Annotated in this window: 23 protein-coding genes; all 23 read right to left on the bottom strand. The window is 40.8% G+C overall.

Features of this window, described 5'->3' with window-relative positions:
- Window positions 1–292: 292 nt before the first annotated feature.
- The 23 genes from topA to fapR all read right to left on the bottom strand — a co-directional run bounded on the left by topA (window position 293) and on the right by fapR (window position 22,521).
- Complete coding sequence (gene topA, locus J7E81_RS03700; protein WP_215040772.1) at window positions 293–2,374, bottom strand: type I DNA topoisomerase; 2,082 nt, start codon at window positions 2,372–2,374, stop codon at window positions 293–295.
- Window positions 2,375–2,730: 356 nt separating this feature from the next.
- The gene (dprA, locus tag J7E81_RS03695; protein ID WP_215040771.1) at window positions 2,731–3,627 is read right to left on the bottom strand and encodes a DNA-processing protein DprA; all 897 of its coding nucleotides are present in this window, start codon (window positions 3,625–3,627) and stop codon (window positions 2,731–2,733) included.
- Window positions 3,628–3,700: 73 nt separating this feature from the next.
- Window positions 3,701–4,603: a succinate--CoA ligase subunit alpha gene (gene sucD, locus J7E81_RS03690; protein ID WP_215040770.1), complete on the bottom strand. Its 903-nt coding sequence runs from the start codon at window positions 4,601–4,603 to the stop codon at window positions 3,701–3,703.
- A 23-nt stretch (window positions 4,604–4,626) separates the two neighbouring features.
- Entirely contained in the window at window positions 4,627–5,787 is a 1,161-nt protein-coding gene (sucC, locus tag J7E81_RS03685; protein WP_215040769.1) for an ADP-forming succinate--CoA ligase subunit beta, read from the bottom strand.
- 211 nt (window positions 5,788–5,998) lie between these two features.
- On the bottom strand, window positions 5,999–6,778 hold the full coding sequence (locus tag J7E81_RS03680; RefSeq protein WP_215040768.1) for a ribonuclease HII: 780 nt from the start codon (window positions 6,776–6,778) through the stop codon (window positions 5,999–6,001).
- A 53-nt stretch (window positions 6,779–6,831) separates the two neighbouring features.
- Window positions 6,832–7,707: a ribosome biogenesis GTPase YlqF gene (ylqF, locus tag J7E81_RS03675; protein ID WP_215040767.1), complete on the bottom strand. Its 876-nt coding sequence runs from the start codon at window positions 7,705–7,707 to the stop codon at window positions 6,832–6,834.
- A 27-nt stretch (window positions 7,708–7,734) separates the two neighbouring features.
- Complete coding sequence (lepB, locus tag J7E81_RS03670) at window positions 7,735–8,298, bottom strand: signal peptidase I (protein WP_215040766.1); 564 nt, start codon at window positions 8,296–8,298, stop codon at window positions 7,735–7,737.
- Window positions 8,299–8,517: 219 nt separating this feature from the next.
- Complete coding sequence (gene rplS, locus J7E81_RS03665; protein WP_098528730.1) at window positions 8,518–8,862, bottom strand: 50S ribosomal protein L19; 345 nt, start codon at window positions 8,860–8,862, stop codon at window positions 8,518–8,520.
- Between the two features lie 146 nt (window positions 8,863–9,008).
- Window positions 9,009–9,749: a tRNA (guanosine(37)-N1)-methyltransferase TrmD gene (gene trmD / locus J7E81_RS03660; protein WP_215041203.1), complete on the bottom strand. Its 741-nt coding sequence runs from the start codon at window positions 9,747–9,749 to the stop codon at window positions 9,009–9,011.
- Window positions 9,749–10,267, bottom strand: a complete 519-nt coding sequence (rimM, locus tag J7E81_RS03655; RefSeq protein ID WP_215040765.1) for a ribosome maturation factor RimM — start codon at window positions 10,265–10,267, stop codon at window positions 9,749–9,751. Before rimM ends, trmD begins: the two co-directional genes overlap by 1 nt.
- A gap of 13 nt (window positions 10,268–10,280) precedes the next feature.
- Window positions 10,281–10,667 carry a YlqD family protein gene (locus J7E81_RS03650; protein ID WP_215040764.1) on the bottom strand — a complete coding sequence of 129 codons (387 nt, stop codon included), beginning with the start codon at window positions 10,665–10,667 and terminating at the stop codon, window positions 10,281–10,283.
- 131 nt (window positions 10,668–10,798) lie between these two features.
- Window positions 10,799–11,029, bottom strand: a complete 231-nt coding sequence (locus J7E81_RS03645) for a KH domain-containing protein (RefSeq protein ID WP_215040763.1) — start codon at window positions 11,027–11,029, stop codon at window positions 10,799–10,801.
- 14 nt (window positions 11,030–11,043) lie between these two features.
- Window positions 11,044–11,316: a 30S ribosomal protein S16 gene (rpsP, locus tag J7E81_RS03640; protein ID WP_215040762.1), complete on the bottom strand. Its 273-nt coding sequence runs from the start codon at window positions 11,314–11,316 to the stop codon at window positions 11,044–11,046.
- A gap of 109 nt (window positions 11,317–11,425) precedes the next feature.
- Window positions 11,426–12,775, bottom strand: coding sequence for a signal recognition particle protein (gene ffh, locus J7E81_RS03635; RefSeq protein WP_215040761.1), 1,350 nt, complete (start codon window positions 12,773–12,775; stop codon window positions 11,426–11,428).
- A 12-nt stretch (window positions 12,776–12,787) separates the two neighbouring features.
- Window positions 12,788–13,120 (bottom strand): putative DNA-binding protein, encoded by a 333-nt coding sequence (locus J7E81_RS03630; RefSeq protein ID WP_215041202.1) that lies wholly within the window; start codon window positions 13,118–13,120, stop codon window positions 12,788–12,790.
- A 99-nt stretch (window positions 13,121–13,219) separates the two neighbouring features.
- The gene (ftsY, locus tag J7E81_RS03625) at window positions 13,220–14,206 is read right to left on the bottom strand and encodes a signal recognition particle-docking protein FtsY (protein ID WP_215040760.1); all 987 of its coding nucleotides are present in this window, start codon (window positions 14,204–14,206) and stop codon (window positions 13,220–13,222) included.
- Between the two features lie 18 nt (window positions 14,207–14,224).
- Window positions 14,225–17,791: a chromosome segregation protein SMC gene (gene smc / locus J7E81_RS03620; RefSeq protein ID WP_215040759.1), complete on the bottom strand. Its 3,567-nt coding sequence runs from the start codon at window positions 17,789–17,791 to the stop codon at window positions 14,225–14,227.
- 52 nt (window positions 17,792–17,843) lie between these two features.
- The gene (gene rnc, locus J7E81_RS03615) at window positions 17,844–18,581 is read right to left on the bottom strand and encodes a ribonuclease III (protein ID WP_215040758.1); all 738 of its coding nucleotides are present in this window, start codon (window positions 18,579–18,581) and stop codon (window positions 17,844–17,846) included.
- 297 nt (window positions 18,582–18,878) lie between these two features.
- On the bottom strand, window positions 18,879–19,112 hold the full coding sequence (gene acpP / locus J7E81_RS03610; RefSeq protein ID WP_098528750.1) for an acyl carrier protein: 234 nt from the start codon (window positions 19,110–19,112) through the stop codon (window positions 18,879–18,881).
- Between the two features lie 130 nt (window positions 19,113–19,242).
- Entirely contained in the window at window positions 19,243–19,986 is a 744-nt protein-coding gene (gene fabG / locus J7E81_RS03605; protein WP_215040757.1) for a 3-oxoacyl-[acyl-carrier-protein] reductase, read from the bottom strand.
- The gene (gene fabD, locus J7E81_RS03600) at window positions 19,983–20,930 is read right to left on the bottom strand and encodes an ACP S-malonyltransferase (RefSeq protein WP_215040756.1); all 948 of its coding nucleotides are present in this window, start codon (window positions 20,928–20,930) and stop codon (window positions 19,983–19,985) included. Before fabD ends, fabG begins: the two co-directional genes overlap by 4 nt.
- Before the next feature lie 19 nt (window positions 20,931–20,949).
- Complete coding sequence (gene plsX / locus J7E81_RS03595; RefSeq protein WP_215040755.1) at window positions 20,950–21,945, bottom strand: phosphate acyltransferase PlsX; 996 nt, start codon at window positions 21,943–21,945, stop codon at window positions 20,950–20,952.
- A 12-nt stretch (window positions 21,946–21,957) separates the two neighbouring features.
- Window positions 21,958–22,521 carry a transcription factor FapR gene (gene fapR, locus J7E81_RS03590; RefSeq protein ID WP_215040754.1) on the bottom strand — a complete coding sequence of 188 codons (564 nt, stop codon included), beginning with the start codon at window positions 22,519–22,521 and terminating at the stop codon, window positions 21,958–21,960.
- Window positions 22,522–22,607: the final 86 nt, after the last annotated feature.

Below are 22,607 nucleotides of genomic sequence, written 5' to 3'. Positions count from 1 at the left end.
TCTTCTGTCCTCATGACCTCTTTTTGTGGACAGCTTTTACCCCATTCGGCCCTTCTTCTGTCCTCATGACCGCTTCATGTGGACAGCTTTTACAGCAATCGGCTTTCATCTGTCCCCATGACCACTTTATAAGGACAATTTTTTACGGTAATCGACCTTTATTTGTCCCCATGACCGCTACATGAGGACAATTCCCCACCCATCCAACCTTCTACTAACCTCACGACCACTTGAGGACATATGGAACTCAATCAACCACGTACCAAAACAAAAGAGTGGGTTTTCCCCACTCTTAGCTTTGCGGCTCTTCCTTATAATCACAATTAACACACTGCACTTGAACGCCCTTTTTTAATTTCTTTTCCACTAGCAAGCCTTCACATTTCGGGCAAGGTCTCGGAAGCGGCTTATCCCATGAGATAAATTCACATGAAGGATAATTCGTACAGCCGTAAAACAATCTTTTTTTCTTACTTTTCCGTTCAATGATCTGTCCTTCCTTACAGGTTGGACACGTTACACCGATCTCTTTCACAATCGCCTTTGTATTGCGGCAATCAGGGAAATTACTGCATGCCATGAATTTTCCGTAACGGCCCATTTTGAATACCATTGGACTGCCACAGTTTTCGCAATCCTCACCCGCAGGCTCATCTTTAATTTCGACGGATTGCATTTCTTTTTCTGCTTTTTCTAGATGGACCTCGAAATCCCGGTAAAATTCATCTATAACCTGTACCCATTTGACTTTACCTTCTTCGACATTATCTAATCCCTGCTCCATTTTGGCCGTGAATTCTACATCAAGAATCTCTGGGAAAAACTCGACCATTAATTCATGAACAATTTCGCCGAGTTCTGTTGGTACAAAACGTTTATTATCCAATGCAACATAGCCTCGCTTTTGAATCGTATCCAATGTTGGTGCATATGTTGATGGACGGCCAATCCCCAGTTCTTCTAAGGTTTTTACAAGTCTTGCTTCTGTATAACGCGGAGGCGGCTGAGTGAAATGTTGTTTTGGATCAATATCCTTCTTAAACACCTCATCGCCTTCTTTTAGGTCTGGAAGCATTTTATTCGGACCATCCACTTGGTCATCCGTGCCTTCGACATAGACCTTCATAAAACCTGGAAACTTGATCTTAGAGCCTGTAGCCCGGAAGATGACATTGCCATTTTGCAGGTCAACACTCATAGTATCCATAACAGCTTGTGCCATTTGACTGGCAAGGAACCGCTCCCAAATTAACTTGTATAATCTCAGCTGGTCACGAGAGAGATATTCTTTTAAACTGTTGGGGTCGCGTAAGGTACTTGTCGGGCGGATCGCTTCATGGGCATCCTGAGCATTCGTTTGTTTTTTTTCTTTTCTTTGGTCATTCTTTAAAAACTCTTCACCGAATTCTGCTTTGATATAGCCCGCAGCCTCTGCTTGAGCTATTTCTGAAATTCGTGTGGAGTCCGTTCTCATATAGGTAATAAGACCAACAGTACCTTCCTTGCCAAGCTCAATCCCTTCATACAGCTGTTGAGCGAGCATCATTGTTTTCTTGGCACGAAAGTTTAACTTTCGGGCTGCTTCCTGCTGAAGGGAGGAAGTAATAAAAGGCGGTGCAGGATTTCTGCGTCGTTCTTTCTTGCTCACTGAGTTGACCTTGAACTTATTCCCCTTCATCTCTTTCAAGACGGCTTGAACATCCGCTTCGGACTTTAGTTCATTTTTTTCATGTCCTGCTAATGAGTAGAAAGCTCCGCTAAACTGGTCCTTGCCCTTTAAGAACTCTCCTTCAATCGTCCAATATTCTTCCGGATTGAAATCTTTGATTTCCTTTTCACGATCGATAATTAACCGGACTGCGACTGATTGAACTCGACCTGCACTTAGCCCCTTTTTCACCTTTTTCCAAAATAGCGGGCTGATATTGTATCCGACAAGTCTGTCTAATATCCTTCGGGCCTGCTGGGCATCAACAAGGTCCATATTAATGGGACGTGGATGCTTGAAAGATTCCTTAATCGCATCCTTGGTAATTTCATTAAAAACGACGCGGCAATCGGAATGGACATCTACGTCTAAACTATGAGCTAAATGCCAGGCAATTGCTTCCCCTTCACGATCCGGGTCAGCTGCGAGATAGACTTTTTTTGCCTTTTTGGCCGCTGTTTTTAAATCCTTTAATACCGGTCCCTTCCCCCGAATGGTTATATATTTTGGTTCATAACTATTTTCAACATTTACTCCCATTTGACTGCGCGGCAAATCGCGGACATGTCCCATCGAAGCTTTTACTTTATACTTATTTCCTAAATAGCGTTCTATTGTTTTCGCTTTTGCAGGCGACTCAACAATTACTAGAAATTCTGCTGCCATTCTATATCCTCCTTAAGAGGGAAAGTGTAAAAGCGCCTTGAATACGGCAAAAGCCTGATTCTAAGATGCTTACTATTTGAGAAGTTTTCCTAAATTCCAGTTTTTACACATTTAACCGGAGAAAATACTTTACAAAACTGCCTTATCCCAAAATTTTTAAACCATATGGTAATTATCATAGTATTTGACATTTTTTATTCTATTCATTTTTTTAAAAATGGATGTATTTATTAGTATTTTAACATCTGTTGGAAAATGTATAACATAATAGAAATTTTTGCAACCTTTTTTAGGTAATTTCTCCATTTAATTAAAAATACCTGCTAATACGGCTTTATTATTGGTAAGTTTCTCACCTACTGTATAGGGTTATATTTTAACTCTTCCAAGATGTCCTTTGCGCAGCTAACCAGTTTTGCACCTTGCTGAATCAATTCATTCGCCCCTTCAGAGCAGGGATTAAAAATGCTTCCAGGTAATGAAAATACATCTCTTCCTTCATGGACGGCATAGTTAGCGGTAATCAGCGACCCACTTTTCCGCTTTGCTTCTATAATAAACGTTCCAGTGGATAATCCGCTAATAATTCGATTGCGTGCCGGAAAATGCCATCTTAGCGGCTTGGTATCAGGGGGGTATTCCGAGAGTACTAGCTGCGTTTGCATCATTTTTACAGCGAGAGGCAAATTCTCTTTGGGATAGATATGGTAAAGCCCTCCGGCAATAACGCCAATGGTCTTTCCGTCTAGTTTAATGGTCTCTTCATGGGCTAGGGCGTCTATTCCGGTTGCCAGTCCGCTGACAATCAGAATATCCTGATGGATCAAGTCAGGAAAAATGTGCCGGATTGCTTTTTTACCGTATGGTGTGGCCTGACGGGATCCAACAACCGCAAGTTTCGGTTCTTTTTCTAATAGGGCAATGTCACCCTTTGCGTATAAGGCCCATGGCGGCTGATAGATTTCTTTTAAGATACGAGGATACTCTTTATCAAAAATCGTGATGACATCAATGTCATTGGTTTTGTATTGTCGGATTTGTTCGTGAATGCTTTCAGAAGAAAAAGAAGTAACCGAAGTTAACGGGGAATCGTGGGAAACCGCTGGGTAGATTGGGTTAGAAGGCATGGTTGAAAAGGGTGCTCGGTAAACTGGCTGGAGTGATGGATCTTTTTTCAACATTTGAAAGACGGTTTTCCAGGAGATATTGGGGTAATGCAGTAAATGAATAAATTTTTCTTTAAACTCATCCATAATTAAAAACCTCCATATTATTAATTTATCATAAATAGTCCCTCAAAATTTGAGGGACTATCTGCTAACCATCTTAGTGAGTCTTACACTTTTCGTATAGACCTTGTTCTTTTAATACTTCAATTAAAGTTTCACCCATAACAGACGGGGTATCAGCAACTTTAATACCGCATTCGTTCATGATGCGAATCTTTTCATCAGCTGTACCTTTCCCACCTGAAATGATTGCACCTGCATGGCCCATTCTTTTTCCTGGAGGTGCTGTACGACCGCCGATGAAGCCAACAACAGGTTTAGTCATGTTCGCTTTTACCCATTCAGCTGCTTCTTCCTCTGCCGTACCGCCAATTTCACCAATCATAATAACAGCATAGGTTTCTGGGTCTTCATTAAATGCTTTTAAAACATCAATGAAGTTGGTACCATTTACTGGGTCTCCGCCGATTCCGACTGCTGTCGTTTGACCTAAACCAGCTTGCGTTAATTGATGAACAGCCTCATATGTTAAGGTACCCGAACGGGAAACAACACCGACATGGCCTTTTGTATGAATATATCCAGGCATAATCCCAATTTTACATTCATCAGCTGTAATCACACCTGGGCAGTTTGGACCAACTAAACGAGTCTTTTTGCCTTCCATGTAACGTTTAACTTTTACCATGTCTAATACTGGAATATGCTCTGTAATACAAATAACAAGATCTAGTTCAGCATCAACCGCTTCAATAATAGAGTCGGCTGCAAATGGAGCTGGAACATAGATAACAGAAGCATTTGCACCTGTCGCGTCAACCGCATCTCTTACTGTGTTAAAAACAGGTACACCTTCGACTTCTTGACCGGCCTTACCTGGTGATGTACCGCCGACAATTTTCGTACCGTATTCAAGCATTTGCTTTGTATGGAAACGGGCCGTTCCGCCTGTAATACCTTGTACAATAACCTTTGTATCTTTATTAATAAAAACGCTCACGTGAATTCCCCTTTCTTTAGATCCTATTTGACTAATGAAACGATTTTTTGTGCACCGTCAGCCATGGATTCAGCAGCAATAATTTCAACGCTTGACTCAGCAAGAATTTTCTTACCTAAGTCAACATTGGTTCCTTCTAAACGAACAACAAGCGGAACCGATAGTCCAACCTGCTTAGCTGCTTCTACAACACCCTCAGCAATGACGTCACACTTCATGATTCCACCAAAGATATTTACAAAAATACCTTTTACATTTGGATCTGAAAGGATAATTTTGAATGCTTCTGTAACTTTTTCAGCAGTTGCGCCGCCCCCAACATCAAGGAAGTTGGCCGGATCGCCGCCGTAATGTTTAATGATATCCATTGTGGACATCGCTAGTCCTGCACCGTTAACCATACAGCCGATATTTCCATCTAGGGCAACATAGCTTAAGTCATATTTAGATGCTTCGATCTCCTTTGCATCTTCTTCTTCAAGGTCACGATAGGCTAAGACATCTTTTTGGCGATATAGAGCATTCGAATCAAAGTTTAATTTAGCATCCAATGCCATAACCTTGCCGTCACCTGTTACTACTAACGGGTTAATTTCGGCAATTGAGCAATCTTTTTCAATATAGGCATTATATAAGCCCATCATGAACTTAACAGCTTGGTTGACTAATTCGGTTGGAATATTAATATTAAAGGCAATCCGACGTGCTTGAAATGGCTGTAAGCCAATAGCTGGGTCGATTTCCTCTTTAAAAATTTTCTCCGGTGTATTCGCTGCTACTTCTTCAATCTCAGTACCGCCTTCTTCAGAGGCCATTAACACGACACGTGAAGTGGAACGGTCTAGTACTAGACCAACATAGTATTCTTTTTTAATGTCGCAGCCCTCTTCAATTAGGAGGCGTTTTACTTCTTTACCCTCAGGACCAGTTTGGTGTGTAACTAGAGTTTTTCCGAGGATTTCATTTGCATATGTACGAACCTCATCAAGGTTTTTCGCAACTTTTACTCCACCGGCTTTTCCCCGTCCGCCCGCATGGATTTGCGCTTTAACTACACATACCTGTGTGCCTAGTTCTTTAGCAGCTTCTACTGCTTCTTCAACCGTGAATGCCACTTTTCCGTTTGGAACAGATACCCCGAATTGCTTGAGGATCTCTTTTCCTTGATACTCATGGATATTCATTTCCCATCCTCCTATCAAACTCTTCAAAAAATTGACTCCGTTTTCATTTTATATAATGATACAAACCTTGTCTACCTTTTCGTACTAAAATTATATTCATCTTTAAAATATTCTGAAAAGAGCACGAGAAAGAAACCGATTTCACAGGTTTTTCCCTACTTTTCAATTTTTTCACGATAATAAAAAAAAAAAGCCGGAACCTGTTGTTCGTTTAAATTATTATGTTGATATAGTCCTTTACCGGTGCAAAACTTTTTCGATGGTACGGAGTGATGCCGTACTGTTGAATCGCTTGCAGATGCTCCTTTGTCCCATAACCCATGTTTTGTTGAAACCCATAGACAGGATATTTTAACGATAGTTCCTTCATTAACGTATCCCTTGCTACCTTTGCAACAATCGAAGCAGCCGCTATCGAGATGCTTTTGGCATCTCCTTTAATAATGGATTCTGTCGGATACGGGGTTTCAAGCTTCATTGCATCAATCAGTAAAAAATCAGGTTTTGGCTCAAGGGAGACAATTGCTGCATACATAGCCTTCTTAGTGGCTTCATAAATATTAATCTCATCAATTTCTTCGGCATGAACCATCGCAACGCTGTACGCGATTGCCTCTTTTTTTATAATGGCAGCGAATTCCTGACGCTTTTTTTCAGTTAGTTTCTTCGAATCATCAATCCCAGCTAAGAAAAAGTCTTCAGGTAAAATAACAGCGGCTGTCACAACTGGGCCTGCGAGCGGTCCCCTGCCTACCTCATCCACCCCTGCAATGAGCTTGAAGCCTTGTGACCGTACCTTTCGTTCAAAATGATTCATTTCAAAGAACTTTTCTTGCAGGCGTTTTTCTTGCTCCCGCTGTTTTTTCCATTTGGCCAAGCATTGTTGGACACCTTTTCGCTCATCGTTTTTGAGCTCAGCAATAAAGGAATCCGTTTCTACTAAAATAGCAGCCAGCTTTTCTTCTATTTGGGCAATTGAAAGCTTCTTCATATGTAGTCACCTTGTCTATAAATTAAAAAAATCAAGCCCTCCCAAGGGAGAGCTTATTTTTTGTTTTCCACTGGTTCTGTAATATCTTTTGGGCTTTCAAAAGTGAGTGGACCAAATTTCTCTGATCGCACTTCTCTGATTACTAATTCAGCTACTTTATCGTAGTCGACCATGCCTCCGCCCATTAAACAGCCTCTAAGCGTCCCAATATGATCAAATAATGCTACAACATCCTCAGGTATCTCTGTGAGCTTGTAGCGTTCTTTTAACCGTTCTGGATAGGTCTTTTCTAAAAATCGCAGTGAGTAAACCGTCAGATCCTGCAGATTTAATAAAGTATCCTTGATTGCCCCTGTGATTGCCAGCTTCATGCCAACTTCCTGATCCTCAAATTTAGGCCATAAGATTCCTGGCGTATCGAGCAGCTCCAGTTCTTTTCCTACTTTTATCCACTGCTGCGCCTTCGTTACACCCGGAGTATTTCCCGTTTTTGCAATGTTTTTCTTGGCGAGACGGTTGATTAGCGTAGATTTTCCTGCATTTGGAATACCGACAATCATCGCGCGAATCGCACGTGGTTTTACCCCTCTTGCCTTTAATCGATCAAACTTCTCTTTTAGAATTTCGTTTGAGGCCTGGACAATATTTTTCATTCCTTCGCCTGCTTGTGAATTAATGGCCAGAGCTTTAATTCCCTTTTCAGCAAAGTACGCAATCCACTGTCTGGTAACTTCTTTATCAGCCATGTCGGCCTTATTTAATAAGACTAGTCTTGGTTTATGCTGGATAATTTCATCTATCATTGGATTCCTTGAAGAATATGGAATTCTTGCATCCACCAATTCAAAAATAATATCAACCAGCTTTAATTTTTCCGTGACCTCTCTGCGAGCCTTGGCCATATGGCCCGGAAACCATTGGATCGTCAAAGCGCCACCTCCTTTTTAAAGCTTAAACTATTGCCCCTTAACGGTTACAATGTGGGCATCCTTTAAAGGCCAGTATACAACACTGGTTTTCCCGATGACTTTACTCAACGGAACCGTTCCAATATGCCTTGAATCCTTACTGAAGCGGCGATTATCCCCCATTACAAACAATTCACCTTTTGGCACTGTTTTACGGCCTATTTTTTCTTCAAGGGTGAATGAACCTGTTAGCGGACCATCTTCTACTTGTTTCTTATATTCATCTAAATATGGCTCTTTATACGCTTTTCCATTTATATAGAGGATATCATCCTTATACTCAAGTGTATCACCTGGAAGACCAATAACACGTTTTATGTAATCTTTCCCCTCCGGTGCGTGAAAAACGATAATATCGAATCGCTTAGGCGCCCCGATTTCGTAGCTGAATTTATTCACAATCATCCTATCTTGGTCTTTTAATGTCGGCATCATGGAAAGCCCGTCCACTACGATTGGAGCAAAAAGAAAATATCGAATGACTGCAGCAAGTGCCACCGCAATCAATAACGCTTTCGTCCATTCCCACAATTCATTTTTCTTTTTTGTCATTCAATTCCCCACCAATCACTATTAAAAAATGTCTTATCAAGCCTATTTTACATAAGTTAAACCTTTTTATCACGATGGGATGATTTTTTTAACCAAACTTTAATAATTTATTATAAAAAACAGCCTGCAGTGAAACAATTCGATACATATCATTTACCATAAAATGAAAGGTTATGTATAAAAAAAGAGCCTGCCCAAGCAAGCCCTTTTCTTTTCGTATTATCGAATCTCTTTAATTCTAGCTTTTTTACCACGAAGGTTACGCAAGTAGTAAAGCTTAGCACGGCGAACTTTACCGCGGCGAATTACTTCTAGCTTCGCAATTTTTGGTGTGTGTACTGGGAAAGTACGTTCAACGCCTACTCCGTAAGAAACTTTACGTACTGTAAAAGTTTCGCTAATTCCACCACCACGACGCTTAATCACAACACCTTCAAATAACTGAATACGCTCACGAGTACCCTCGACAACCTTTACGTGTACACGTACAGTGTCACCAGGACGGAAGCTAGGAAGATCAGTACGAAGTTGTTCTTGTGTGATTTCTTTAATTAATTGTTGCATCGTTTTCAACTCCTTCCAACAGATGCTCATGCATATCTACTTTCGATTCCATTGCAGCGGAACATCGTTATAAGACTACGACTGAAAAAAGATCAGTTCTCAAGTCACAAGATGTATCATAACATAATTATATCGAGCCTGCAATATTACTCGTAATCTTTTTTTACTTCTTTTAGCCACTTTTCTTGTTCGTGTGTTAGTTCGATCTTATCTAATAAATCAGGTCTTCTTACTAGTGTTCGGCGTAATGCCTCTTTATTGCGCCATTCTTCGATTAATTTATGATTACCTGACATAAGAACATCTGGAACCTTTAACCCTCGAAAATCTGCCGGCCTTGTATAGTGAGGATGTTCAAGTAAACCGGTACTAAAAGAATCCTTCTGATGTGATTCCGCGTTTCCTAGTACTTCTGGCAGCAAGCGGACAACACTATCGACGACGACCATCGCGCCCAGTTCTCCACCTGTCAGGACATAATCGCCAATCGATATTTCGTCCGTTACGACATGTTCTCTGATCCGTTCATCATACCCCTCATAATGACCGCAAATGAAAATTAAGTGCTCTTCTTTAGCCAATTCCTCCGCTTTTCGCTGATCATAACGCTCTCCTTGCGGGCAAAGCAGGATGACCCTTGGATTATTACTTTTTGCTTGTTCTCGAAGAGAGGCAACAGCGTCAAATATCGGCTGCGGTTTGAGTACCATGCCGGCACCGCCGCCATATGGATAATCATCGACAGTAGAGTGTTTGTTATCCGCAAAATCACGGAAATTTACGACATTGTACTGAACAGCAGATTTCTCAGCCGCTTTTTGTAAAATAGAATGACCAAAGACCCCAGAAAACATCTCTGGAAACAATGTCAGAATATCGATTTGCATCATGAAAGTAACCCTTCCATTGGTTCGATAATGATGACTTGTTCTTTTACATCTACTTTTTTTACGACATCATGAATATACGGGATAAGGACTTCTTTGCCGCCCTGGCCTTTAACCACCCAAACGTCATTTGCTCCTGGTGAAAGGATTTCAATCACTTTTCCGATTTCCTCTCCCTTGGTAGTTGCAACAAGGCAGCCGATAATTTCATGATAGTAGAATTCGTCTTCTTCTAATTCCCCGAGTTGGGTTTCAGGTACCTTTAAAATCCCATCTCGAAATTTCTCTACCTCATTAATATTATTGTATCCTTCAAAAGTTAGTAACTCGAAATTCTTATGTGTTCGGTGGCTTTTCACCGTTAGTTCAATCGGTGTTTTCGAGTTTGGCATAAATAGATAGAGAACATTACCGGCTTTGTAGCGCTTTTCAGGGAAATCTGTTTTAGATATTACCCTCACTTCGCCTTTAATCCCTTGTGTATTCACGATTTTACCAACATTAAACCATTTTTCCATATTACGTCACCTTCTATTTAATTTCCTTAATAATTCCGTCCTCGATAATGATTGTTGATTGCTCGATGCTCTCATTCCATCTATCACCAACGTTTACTTCCACGAGGGCCTGAACTTCTCTTTCCTGTATTTCACTTCCTAAGGGTAGGTTATGTAATTGTTCGATTTGAAACTCAAGAAGCTTGATTTTTTCTTTACGCGTTTGAATTTCTGTTTCAAATTTTTTCTTTAGTGCCTCCGGAGAAAAGCTTTTAGTTTTTTCCAATCGCTTTAGCTCGAATAAAAGCTGATCACATTCCTTTTTCAACTGCAGCATTTTCCCATGGAACTTTTCGTAAAGGTCTTCCTTACTTTTCTCCGTTAACACTTGCTTCACCACAACAGTTTGAATCAGCTGCACATAGATCCGCCTCCCTGTGTTCTTAATAGGAACTATGAGAATTTGTCAAGCTTCAGCGCCTAGGCGCTTCCGCTTTTCGAGTAGCAAAAAAGGGAGGAATCAATCCCTCCCTTTTATCTAGATGCAAAAAGCTATTCACCAATTTCTAGAAAAACTTTCTTTTGTTGTGATGATCCTGCTGCATAAACAACAGTTCTAATGGCCTTTGCAACGCGCCCCTGTTTCCCAATTACTTTCCCCATATCCGCTTTATTAACGGATAGTTGATAAGTAATACGCGAGTCATCTTCCAAGACATCCACATGAACATCTTCAGGAAAATCAACAAGAGGCTTAACAATTGTTTCGATTAATTGTTTCATAATCGTTTTAACAATTACTTGTTTAATTTTGCATTATGGAATTTTTCCATGATGCCTTGGTTTGAGAAAAGGTTACGAACTGTATCAGATGGCTTCGCACCGTCTTTTAACCATTTAAGAGCTAATTCTTCGTTGATGTCAACTTTAGCTGGTTCTGCAACTGGATTGTAAGTTCCAACGATTTCAATGTAACGTCCGTCACGTGGTGAACGAGAATCTGCTACTACAATACGATAGAAAGGAGTTTTCTTAGCTCCCATACGCTTTAAACGAATTTTTACTGCCATTTTAAATAAGCACCTCCGAATAGTTTCACACAAGATAGTATAATATCAATTCTTTTATAGTTTGTAAAGTGTTTTTTCTTTACAACCATTATTACCAATTTTTTTAACTCTAAAACTTAAAAGGAAATTTAAATCCGCCCTTTTTCTTGCCCTTCATCTGCATTCCGGACATTTGCTTCATCATTTTCTTCATGTCCTCGAATTGCTTTAATAAGCGGTTAATTTCCGTTACTGGTCGTCCGCTTCCTTTGGCAATTCTCCGCTTGCGGTTAGCATTTAGAATTTCCGGATTATTTTTCTCGGCCTTTGTCATCGATTGGATAATTGCTTCCACATGGGCAATTTGCTTTTCATCGATTTGAATATTATTCAAACCTTTGATTTTATTAGCCCCAGGCATCATCTTCAACAATTCATCCAGTGGACCTAAGTTTCGAACTTGGCCAAGTTGATCTAAAAAGTCTTCGAGCGTAAACGAAGCCGTCCGCATTTTCTGTTCTAACTCTTTGGCTTTCTCTTCGTCAACATTGGCTTGTGCCTTTTCAATCAGTGTCAGCACATCACCCATGCCTAAGATCCGCGATGCCATTCGTTCAGGATAAAATGGCTCAAGTGCATCCATTTTTTCGCCAAGACCGACAAATTTAATCGGTGTCTGGGTCACTGCCCGAATAGATAGGGCTGCCCCGCCACGGGTATCGCCATCAAGCTTCGTTAGAACTACACCTGTTAAGCCAAGCTGTTCGTTAAAGCTTTGAGCGACATTAACAGCATCCTGTCCAGTCATTGCATCCACAACAAGGAAAATTTCGTCTGGTTTTGTTAGTTCTTTAATGTCCTTTAACTCGTCCATTAAAGCTTCGTCCACATGGAGACGTCCGGCTGTATCAATCAACACATAATCATGATGATCTTCCTTTGCTTTGGCAATTGCTTGCTTAGCAATTTCGACAGGACTCACTTGGTCACCAAGCGAGAATACGGGCATATCCAATTGTTTCCCCAAGGTTTGGAGCTGCTTAATTGCCGCTGGACGATAAATATCAGCCGCAACCAGCAATGGTTTCCGGTTATACTTTTTACGAAGTAACAACGACAGCTTGCCTGTTGTCGTTGTTTTACCGGCACCTTGCAGTCCAACCATCATAATAACCGTCGGTGGACGATTAGAAACAGCAATTTTGCTTTGCTCGCCCCCCATTAACGCTGTTAGTTCTTCGTTAACGATTTTTATAATTTGCTGCCCTGGAGTTAAACTTTTGAGGACCTCTTGTCCTACAGCCCGCTCACTGACTTTTTTTACGAAATCTTTGACAACCTTGAAGTTAACGTCTGCTTCAAGTAGAGCAAGACGAACTTCACGCATCATTTCTTTGACGTCCGCTTCCGAGACCTTTCCTTTTCCGCGGATTTTTTGGATCGTATTTTGCAGTCGGTCGGCTAATCCTTCAAATGCCATTTATGCCGCCTCCTAATCTAATTTCTCAAGCTCAGTAGCCATTTTTAATAATGCTGCTTTTGATGGGTTCTCCTCATTAAGCAATTCTTTCATGTCCCTGATTAATCTTGTACGCTCTTGAAATTTCTGAAATAATAACAGCTTTTCCTCATACTCCTCGAGCATTGCTTCAGTCCGTTTTATATTATCATAAACAGCTTGCCTGCTTACGTCATACTCTTCAGCAATTTCTCCTAGAGAGTAATCATCTAAATAATAGAGAGACATATAGCTTTGTTGCTTTGGAGTTAACAGCGAATAGTAGAAATCATATAGATAATTCATTCGCGTTGTCTTTTCAAGCATCATGCCAGTCATCCCTCCGATACTATTGTTAAGTGAAAAGCCTTTACAAAAGTAGTTTACAGGCTCCTGTCCTATCTGTCAAGATAATACCTTTACAACCTATTCTGTTTTTTCGACTTGATCAGCAAATAGTCCATATACATATTTTTCAGCATCAAATTCTTGCAGATCATCCATTTTTTCGCCGAGACCAACAAATTTGACAGGGATTTTTAATTCATTGCGAATGGCTAAAACAATCCCGCCCTTTGCCGTACCATCTAGTTTAGATAGAACAATTCCGCTAACATTTGTTACTTCTTTAAACGTCTTTGCCTGGATGAGTGCATTCTGACCGGTTGTTGCATCCAGTACTAGAATCACTTCATGCGGGGCGCCAGGGATCTCGCGTTCAATTACCCGTTTCACTTTTTCTAATTCTTTCATTAAATTCACTTTGTTTTGCAGACGGCCTGCTGTATCACACAATAAAATGTCGGCACGGCGTGATTTAGCTGCTTGAATGGCATCATACATCACAGCGGCCGGATCAGATCCTTCTGCCTGCTTAATGACTTCCACTCCAACTCTTTCGCCCCATACTTCTAGCTGTTCAATGGCACCGGCACGGAAGGTATCACCTGCTGCCATTAACACTTTCTTCCCTTCACTCTTGAACTTATGACCGAGCTTTCCAATCGTAGTTGTTTTTCCAACTCCATTAACCCCAACAAATAATATGACAGTTAAACCATCTTCTTGGATGTTTATTTTTGAGGATTGTTCTTCACCCGCATTATATATGTCAACCAGCTTCTCAGAGATGACACTTTGCACGTCTTGCGGATCTTGAATGTTACGCCGTTTTACTTCCATTTTAAGCTCATCGATTAACTGCATGACGGTATCAAAACCGACATCCGCCTGAATCAGGATTTCCTCTAATTCTTCAAAAAAGTCTTCATCGACTTTACGGTACCTCGCGACTAAATCATTTACTTTTCCGGAAAAATTATCTCGTGTTTTGCTTAACCCTTCCTTAAACTTTTCCGTCACCGAATCCGTAGATTTTGAAATTTTTTCTTTTAATTTTTTAAAAAAACTCATCTCTTCACTTCCTTCATATTAAGATTTAACTAATTCTTTTGTATCCTCCAAACGGACAGATACTAGTTTTGAAACACCCGATTCCTGCATCGTTACTCCGTAAAGGACATCGGCCTCTTCCATCGTACCTTTTCGGTGCGTAATGACAATAAATTGTGTTTCTTGACTATACTTTTTTAAATATTGGCTGAAGCGGTGAACATTGGCTTCATCCAGGGCTGCTTCCACTTCATCAAGGATACAGAATGGAACCGGACGTACTTTTAAAATCGAAAATAATAAGGCAATTGCCGTAAGGGCACGCTCTCCTCCGGATAAAAGTCCAAGGTTCTGAAGTTTCTTTCCAGGCGGCTGCGCAACAATTTCTACACCAGTATTTAATAAATCATCCGGCATGGTTAAAACTAAGTCAGCCCTTCCGCCGCCAAACAGAGTCCGAAATGTCGGTTCGAAATGTTCGCGAATCCCCTCAAAGGTATGTTCGAAACGTCTCTTCATTTCTGTATCCATTTCCCCAATCACCTTATAGAGGGTATCTTTAGCTTCTTGCAGGTCTGTCTTTTGTTCATTTAAGAACTCATAACGTTCAGACACGCGTTCATATTCTTCAATGGCGCCTAAGTTGACATTGCCGAGCTCTTCAATGGCAAGCTTGATTAATTTGACCCTTTTCCTTGCTTCTTCTACGGGAACGGTTAATGGATATTGTTCCTTCGCCCCCTCAAAGGATAAGAGGTATTCCTCTCTTAACTGCGCAAGCCGATTTTCGAGTTCCACATCTAAGCGGTTAATCTTTACTTCTTCATCCTTTAGAACCACGATCATCCCTTTGTGAAGTCTCTTTAACTCTTTGGCATCTAGTTCTGTATCTTCGAGAGAGTCCTGCATGGTTAACCGTTCTTGTCTTCGTTCGGTGATTAACTGTAGTGTTGCTTCTTTATCCTGTTGCTTCCTTTTGGCAGCTGCTTCTAATTGTTCTTCACCTGAGGAACTATTCGTCATTTCCGATGTTAACAGGTTAAGATCTTCTGTAAAAACAACAAGTTTTTGCTCACTCTCGTTTAAATCAGCATTGAGCATCGTTAAGCGTTCTTTTGCATGTGTAAGCTGTTCATTCTTTGAAGCAAATTCAACCTTCAATTCATTAATTTCGTTCGTCAACGTTTCTTTCGAGCTCAGATCACTTGTCTTTTGTTCTGTTAGTTTCGCAATTTGGGCATCTAGTTCGGCAATTGTTACCTTATAGGACTCGAAAGCGTCCGCTAATTCATTTTTTCTTTTTAAAAGTGACTCTCTTTCTTCTGTCAATTGCCCTTTTTCAAGGTCGTAAAGGGCTAATCGATCATTCAGGTTCTTCTCCTGCATCTCTGCCTCACGAAGCTCCCCCTTGACAGATTGCTCCGTTACTCTTAAGGACTCCCCATCTTGGCGAATCTCCTCTACTTGGCTTTCAGCCTGTTGAACCTCTGCTTTTAGCCTTTTAACAGCCGTCTCCAAGCCTGCTGTTTTTTCTTCCATCATGGTGAGCTTTTCTTTTAAGTTTTCAAGCTCCCCTTTTCTCGATAACAGGGACGTCGTTTTTTGCTTAAGCGCTCCTCCAGTCATCGATCCGCCCGGGTTAACGATATCGCCGTCCAATGTTACCATTCTTGCGCGGTATTGAAGGATTTTGGCTAATTCGTTTGCACCTTTTAAGTCCTTTGTTATGACCACATTCCCAAGCAGGTTATTCATAACCTCTGCATACTTTGAATCAAATGTTACGAGACTGACAGCCGGTCCAATCAACGAAGGATGGTTTTGAATGGAAGAAAGCTGGGCTGTTGATAACGACCGCCCTTTAATCACACTCAACGGTAAAAATGTAGCCCGTCCAAATGAATTCTGCTTCAAATATTGAATAGCCGTTCTGGCATTCTGCTCGTTATCCACAACAATATGCTGAAGGGCACCGCCAAGGGCTGTCTCTAAAGCCGTTTCATAATTCTTTGGAACGGTTACAAGTTCAGCAACTGCCCCTTCAATTCCCTTTAACTTTTGGTCACGAGCCTTTAATACCTCTTTTACACCTTGAAAAAAGCCCGCAAAGTCTTCTTCCATCTCTTCAAGCATTTCTTTTCGAGACTTTGCCTGCTGAAGAAGCTGATAGGCTTGATATAACGTTTTTTCTTGTTTCTCGTAATTATTTTTAACGGTTTCAAGCTCACGCTGTCCCTCACGATACGATACCAATTGACTAGCTAGTTTCTTTTGTACCTCTTCTAAGGCAGCTTGAACTTCCATCTTGTTGTTTTGCGTGATTTGACGCTCTTCGAGATATTTCTCATTTTCAGCATCAAGACGTGTTCCTCTACGTGCCTGCTGCTCCAATTGCTGCTCGATATATTTTAGTTCATTTTTTGCACCAGCTTGATCGTTCAATAAATCAATATATTCACTTTTTAACGCTTCAATTTTTTCTTCGATATTCTCCGAATAGAGAGGCAGCTTCTCTTGGCGCTCTTTTAATTCGGATTGCAGTTTTTCAACCTGGATTTTTAAATCCTTTACTGCTTCAGCCTGTATATCCCGATTATTCTTTAACTGATTAATGCGTTCGGTTAGTTCTGTAATATTACTTCTTAACTGTTCTTTATTTTGCGATGCGTTCTTTTTCCGTTCTTTGAGTACCTCTTTCCTGCCTTCAAGCTTTTCAAGCTCTTCACTGGCATGTAAGAGTACATTCTGTAAGTCTGTGATAGACTCATCCATGGCAGCCATTTTGTCCCTTGTTTCTACAATCGCCGCTTCCTTAACTTGTAATTCTGAGGACAGCTTAAGTTCTTCCTGTTGGTGCTCTTCTAACTGTTTGGAAAGTTGTTCCCATTTTTGGTGAAGGTCTTCAATTTCAAAAACCGTTAAGGCCACCTCAATCGATTCAAGCTCTTCTTTTTTCTCTAGAAAATCCCTTGCCATGGAAGCTTGAATTTTTAACGGTTCCACCTGTCCTTCCAGTTCATGGAGGATATCATGGACACGATTTAAATTATCCTGTGTTTCAAACAGTTTCACTTCTGCCTTTTTCTTACGGTTTTTATATTTTAAGACTCCTGCAGCCTCTTCAAAAATGGTGCGGCGGTCCTCTGCCTTGCTATTTAAAATTTCTTCTACTTTTCCTTGGCTGATGATCGAAAAGGCTTCCCGGCCAAGACCTGAATCCATAAATAAATCAATAATATCCTTAAGACGGCATGACTGTTTATTTATGAAAAAGTCACTATCACCCGAGCGGGAAACTCTTCTAGTCACACTAACCTCATTAAAATCAATCCCTAATCCTTGATCGGTATTGTCTAATGTCAGGGTGACTTCAGCAAAATTAAGGGCTTTTCTAGAATCGCTTCCGGCAAAAATGATATCTTCCATCTTGCTGCCCCTTAAAGACTTTGCTGATTGTTCCCCTAATACCCAGCGAATGGCATCGGTAATATTACTTTTGCCGCTGCCATTTGGACCCACTACAGCCGTTACTCCAGGAACAAAATCAACTTCAATGCGTTCAGCAAAAGATTTAAAGCCAATAATGTCCAACCGTTTTAAAAACATTTCTTTATCCTCCCTATGCTGCACGGGGATTACTCCTGCCAACATGTCATTTCTAGGTTGTTTTTGTTTTTAATACCTTAAGGGCCATTTCAGCCGCATGCTGCTCCGCTTCCTTCTTGGATTTTCCTGAACCCACACCCAGTTCTGCTCCATTAAGTGATACTCTCGAAACAAATTCCTTATTATGGGCAGGCCCTTTTTCCTGAAGAACACGATATTCAATCATACCAGCTCCATCGCGCTGAACAAGTTCCTGCAATTGACTTTTAAAATCCATCACATGAGAAAAAGCACCGGCATTTATTTTAGGAAAGACCACTCTCTCTAGAAATTCAACAACCTTTTCAATTCCCTGATCCAAATATAACGCACCAATGAAGGCTTCAAACACGTCTGCAAGCAGTGCTGGACGTTCCCTGCCGCCAGTCATCTCTTCCCCTTTGCCAAGCAAAATGTATCTACCAAAATTCAGGTCATTTGCAAAGGCTACCAGTGAAGGTTCACACACGATGGCAGCACGCAGTTTCGTTAATTCTCCTTCCGTCATCGTAGGGTATTTTTTAAATAGGAATTGTGAAACCGTTAATTCGAGGACAGCGTCTCCTAAAAATTCAAGCCTTTCATTATCTTCGAATGGCTTTCTGCGATGCTCATTCACATAGGATGAATGAGTAAATGCTTGTTTTAATAATTTTTCGTTTTCAATCGTCACACCGATTGAAGTTTGAAAATCCTTAAATTGATTTTCTTTTGCGCGATTGACTTCATTTTCTTTACCATTCTTGCGCATGAATTTCTCCACCTTGCATCAAATTTACAAACTACTTACTATGAGTTTAAAAAAGTTTTTATGAAAACGCAAAGAAACTTGGCAGATAGTTTTGCCAAGCTCACTGCCAAGTTCTATCATACATTAAGAAAAGCAAAGGCGCCATGCTCAGGGGCGACAGGCATAAGCCAATCCGGCGGGAAGGCTGCTCTTTAGCCTTCTCGACGGATTGGCTTAGACCTCTGAGCCCCTTGGCGCCGTCGCTAGACATAATAAAGCTCCGTTTGAAAACGGAGCTTTTGAATAAATCTAACGGGATTATTTACTGCTATTTATGTAATTAACAGCATCACCAACTGTACTGATTTTTTCAGCATCATCGTCAGAAATTTCCATATCGAACTCATCTTCTAATTCCATTACTAGTTCAACTACGTCAAGGGAATCAGCGCCAAGATCATCTTTAAATGAAGCTTCAAGCTTAACTTGAGATTCATCAACGCCTAAGCGGTCAACGATGATTTTTGTAACACGTTCTAATACCTCTGCCATGCTTGTTCACCTCCCCTCAAGCTATTATAGAGTATTTCATTAAAATAATACATAATCTTTTATAAGAAATTTTTTACTCTAAGAAATGTCCAGCACAAGCGGCCCTGTCAGGGAGCTTTGGCTTTTCTAATTACATTACCATTCCGCCATTAACATGGAAAGTTTGCCCAGTAATATAAGCGGAATCATCTGATGCGATAAAAGCGGTAATTTTAGCAATATCCTTCGGTTCTCCTAAACGTGCTAGAGGGATTTGCTTTAACATTTCTGCCTTTACTTCTTCCGATATTTGATCTGTCATATCAGTGGTAATAAACCCAGGCGCAATAGCGTTTACGGTAATATTACGGGAAGCCAGTTCTTTGGCAGTTGTTTTCGTTAAGCCAATCACACCAGCCTTTGCCGCCACATAGTTGGCTTGACCTGGATTGCCGCTTACCCCGACAACAGAAGCAATATTAATGATCCGGCCTACACGCTGCTTCATCATTTGTCTGGTCACGGCTTTTGTAGAGAGGAACACACCCTTTAGGTTGGTATTGATGACATCATCCCATTCCTCTTCCTTCATTCTCATTAAAAGATTATCTCTGGTAATCCCTGCATTATTGACGAGGATGTCTAGTCTTCCAAAGCGGTCAACTGTGGTTTTAACCATTTCAATCACTTCTTCGGAATCAGCTACATTACATTTCACAGTGAAGGCATCTCTGCCAAGGGCCTTAATCTCATCGACAACTTCATTTGCTTTTGCTTCACTGCCAGCATAATTGACAGCAACATTCGCACCTTGTCTCGCCAATTCTAGCGCAATTTCTCTGCCGATTCCTCGGGATGCTCCTGTAACAAGAGCAAATTTCCCTGCTAAAATCATAGTTTTTCCTCCTTTAAGGCGTCCAATACTGCTTGGGCGCTCGCCTCATCCGATACAGAATATGTTTTGACTGTCTTATCAATTTTTTTAATTAGGCCTGTAAGCACCTTACCAGGTCCAATTTCAATAAATGTATCAACCCCAAGGCTGATCATTTTTTCAACGGAATCTTCCCATAATACTGGAGAGTATAGTTGTTCAATTAACTTATCTTTAATTTCCAAACTCGTACGGATTGGTTCGGCGGTAACGTTTGCTATGACAGGAATTTCGGCATTCTTCATTTCAAGTCCATCTAGAACTTCACGCAATTGATTAGCTGCGGGTTTCATTAATGTCGAATGGAACGGTCCACTTACTTCGAGTGGGAGTACTCGTTTTGCTCCTGCTTCTTTCGCTTTCTCCCCGGCGATCTTGACACCTTCCCTTGAACCTGAGATAACAATCTGGCCAGGACAATTTAAATTTGCTAATGAAACGGGTAAACCAGTTCCACTAACCTCTTCTGTTACTTTTTGCAGTGCATCTCGATCTAATCCAAGGACTGCGGCCATCGATCCCTCGCCATTTGGCACGGCATGTTCCATAAACTCGCCCCGTTTGCGAACAGCGTAGACTCCATCTTCAAAAGATAGCACCCCGGCAGCAACAAGAGCTGTATACTCTCCTAAGCTGTGTCCGGCAACATAATCAGCTTTGATTCCAGATTGCTGAAAAAAGTCTAAGATAGCGATACTTGTTGTTAACAAAGCAGGCTGTGTATTATAGGTCAGCGTCAACTCTTCTTTTGGACCTTCGAAGATTAGCTTGCTTAAAGGGACATTCAATCTTTCATCAGCTTTTGAAAAATACGCCATAATTTCTGAATGTTTTTCCGCTAACTCTTTCCCCATTCCAACTGTTTGTGAACCTTGTCCAGGAAAAACAAAGGCTATTTTACTCATTTCAACACCTCAATCGTTATTATTTAACAGCATCTGACTGTTCAACTGCTTTTTGAATTAATTGGACCACATCGTTTCCGACCATTTCCCTTGTCTGCCTAATTGCACTAAAGATGGCTTGGGCGTTTGAAGAGCCATGTGCCTTAATGACAGGTGCTTTTAACCCAAAAAGGGCAGCCCCGCCATATTCTGAATAGTCCATTGTATTTTTTAAAGTCTTTAGATTCGGTTTTAGAACGGCTGCAGCCAGTTTACTTGTAAAGCTGCCCATTAAAGCCGTTTTTAGCATTTTAAACATTGATAGTGCAGTACCTTCAAGTGTTTTTAACACCATATTACCTGTGAAGCCATCCGTCACCACAACGTCCGCAACGCCATCTAGTAAATCACGTGCCTCGACATTACCAACAAAATTCAGATTACTGTTTTTCAATAAAGCGAACGTGTTTTTTGTCAGTTCATTACCTTTTTTTTCTTCTGTTCCGATATTTAAAAGCCCGACTCTTGGCTGATTAATACCTCTAACCTTTTCACTATAAATGGAACCCATAATCGCATATTGTACTAAATGTTCCGGCTTGGCGTCGGCATTTGCCCCAACATCTAAAAGGAGAAAGCCTTCCCCTCCAATGGTTGGTAAAGTCGGCGCTAGGGCCGGCCTGTCAATTCCTTCTATTCGTCCGACTACAAATAATCCCGCTGCCATTAATGCTCCCGTATTCCCCGCTGAGATGCATGCGTCAGCTAATCCATCAACCACTTGTTTAGCTGCTAACACCATCGAGGCATCTTTTTTCCGGCGAACTGCTCTTACTGGCTCATCTGTGCCAAGAATCACTTCCGTGGTATGTATAACAGAGATTCTTTCGTGTCCGTTAAGTGTTTCATTGATTTTGTTTTCGTCCCCAACAAGGGTAATATGTATATCAGAAAAGGACTGAACAGCCTTCATTGCACCTAATACTACTTCTTTTGGGGCATGATCTCCGCCCATTGCATCGATTGCTATTTTCATATGTCTCATCCCTTAATTATTTTTCGAACGGTACATTTCAAATTCTCCGGTAAAAACCAGTTCATTATTGACAAAACTATGTACTTCTACAAACGTTCTCCCTGTATCCTCTATTTTGGCTACCTTTGCTTTGGCAATTACCCGTTCATTTAAATTTACCGACCGGATATATTGAATATTGGCTTTTGCTGTTAAGGCCAATTCATCATTAATGACAGCAACGGCAAGAGAATTCGCTTGAGCAAAAACATGATGTCCGCGTGCAATATTATTGCGCTTGAACACATGTTCTTTTTTTACATCAAAAATAGAGATGGCATTCTGGTCTAATTCTATATGAATAATTTCCCCAATTACTTCTTCTAACGGTAAGGAACGGACTTCATCTTCAAACCGTTTCTCAGCAACGTTTTTAATTCGTTCCCGCAATTCCGGTATCGATAGCTCCAAACGATCCAGACGAATGGTCTGTACACTAACTTGAAATTTTTCCGCTAATTCCTCATCTGTAATAAATGGATTCTCTTTAATTGTAGAAGTCAATAATTGTTGTCGATCCTTTTTGCTTCTTCTCATGATTTTTCACACCGTCCGAGCTCTTATGACTAGGTACTAAGAGTAGTATAAAATTTAAAAAAGCAGATTGCAAGATTAAAATACAA

The organism is Bacillus sp. ISL-18 (assembly GCF_018613415.1).
In the GTDB taxonomy this organism is placed as follows: domain Bacteria; phylum Bacillota; class Bacilli; order Bacillales; family Cytobacillaceae; genus Neobacillus.
Note: the sequence above shows the minus strand (reverse complement) of the source record. Positions and strands in the feature narration are given on the sequence as shown.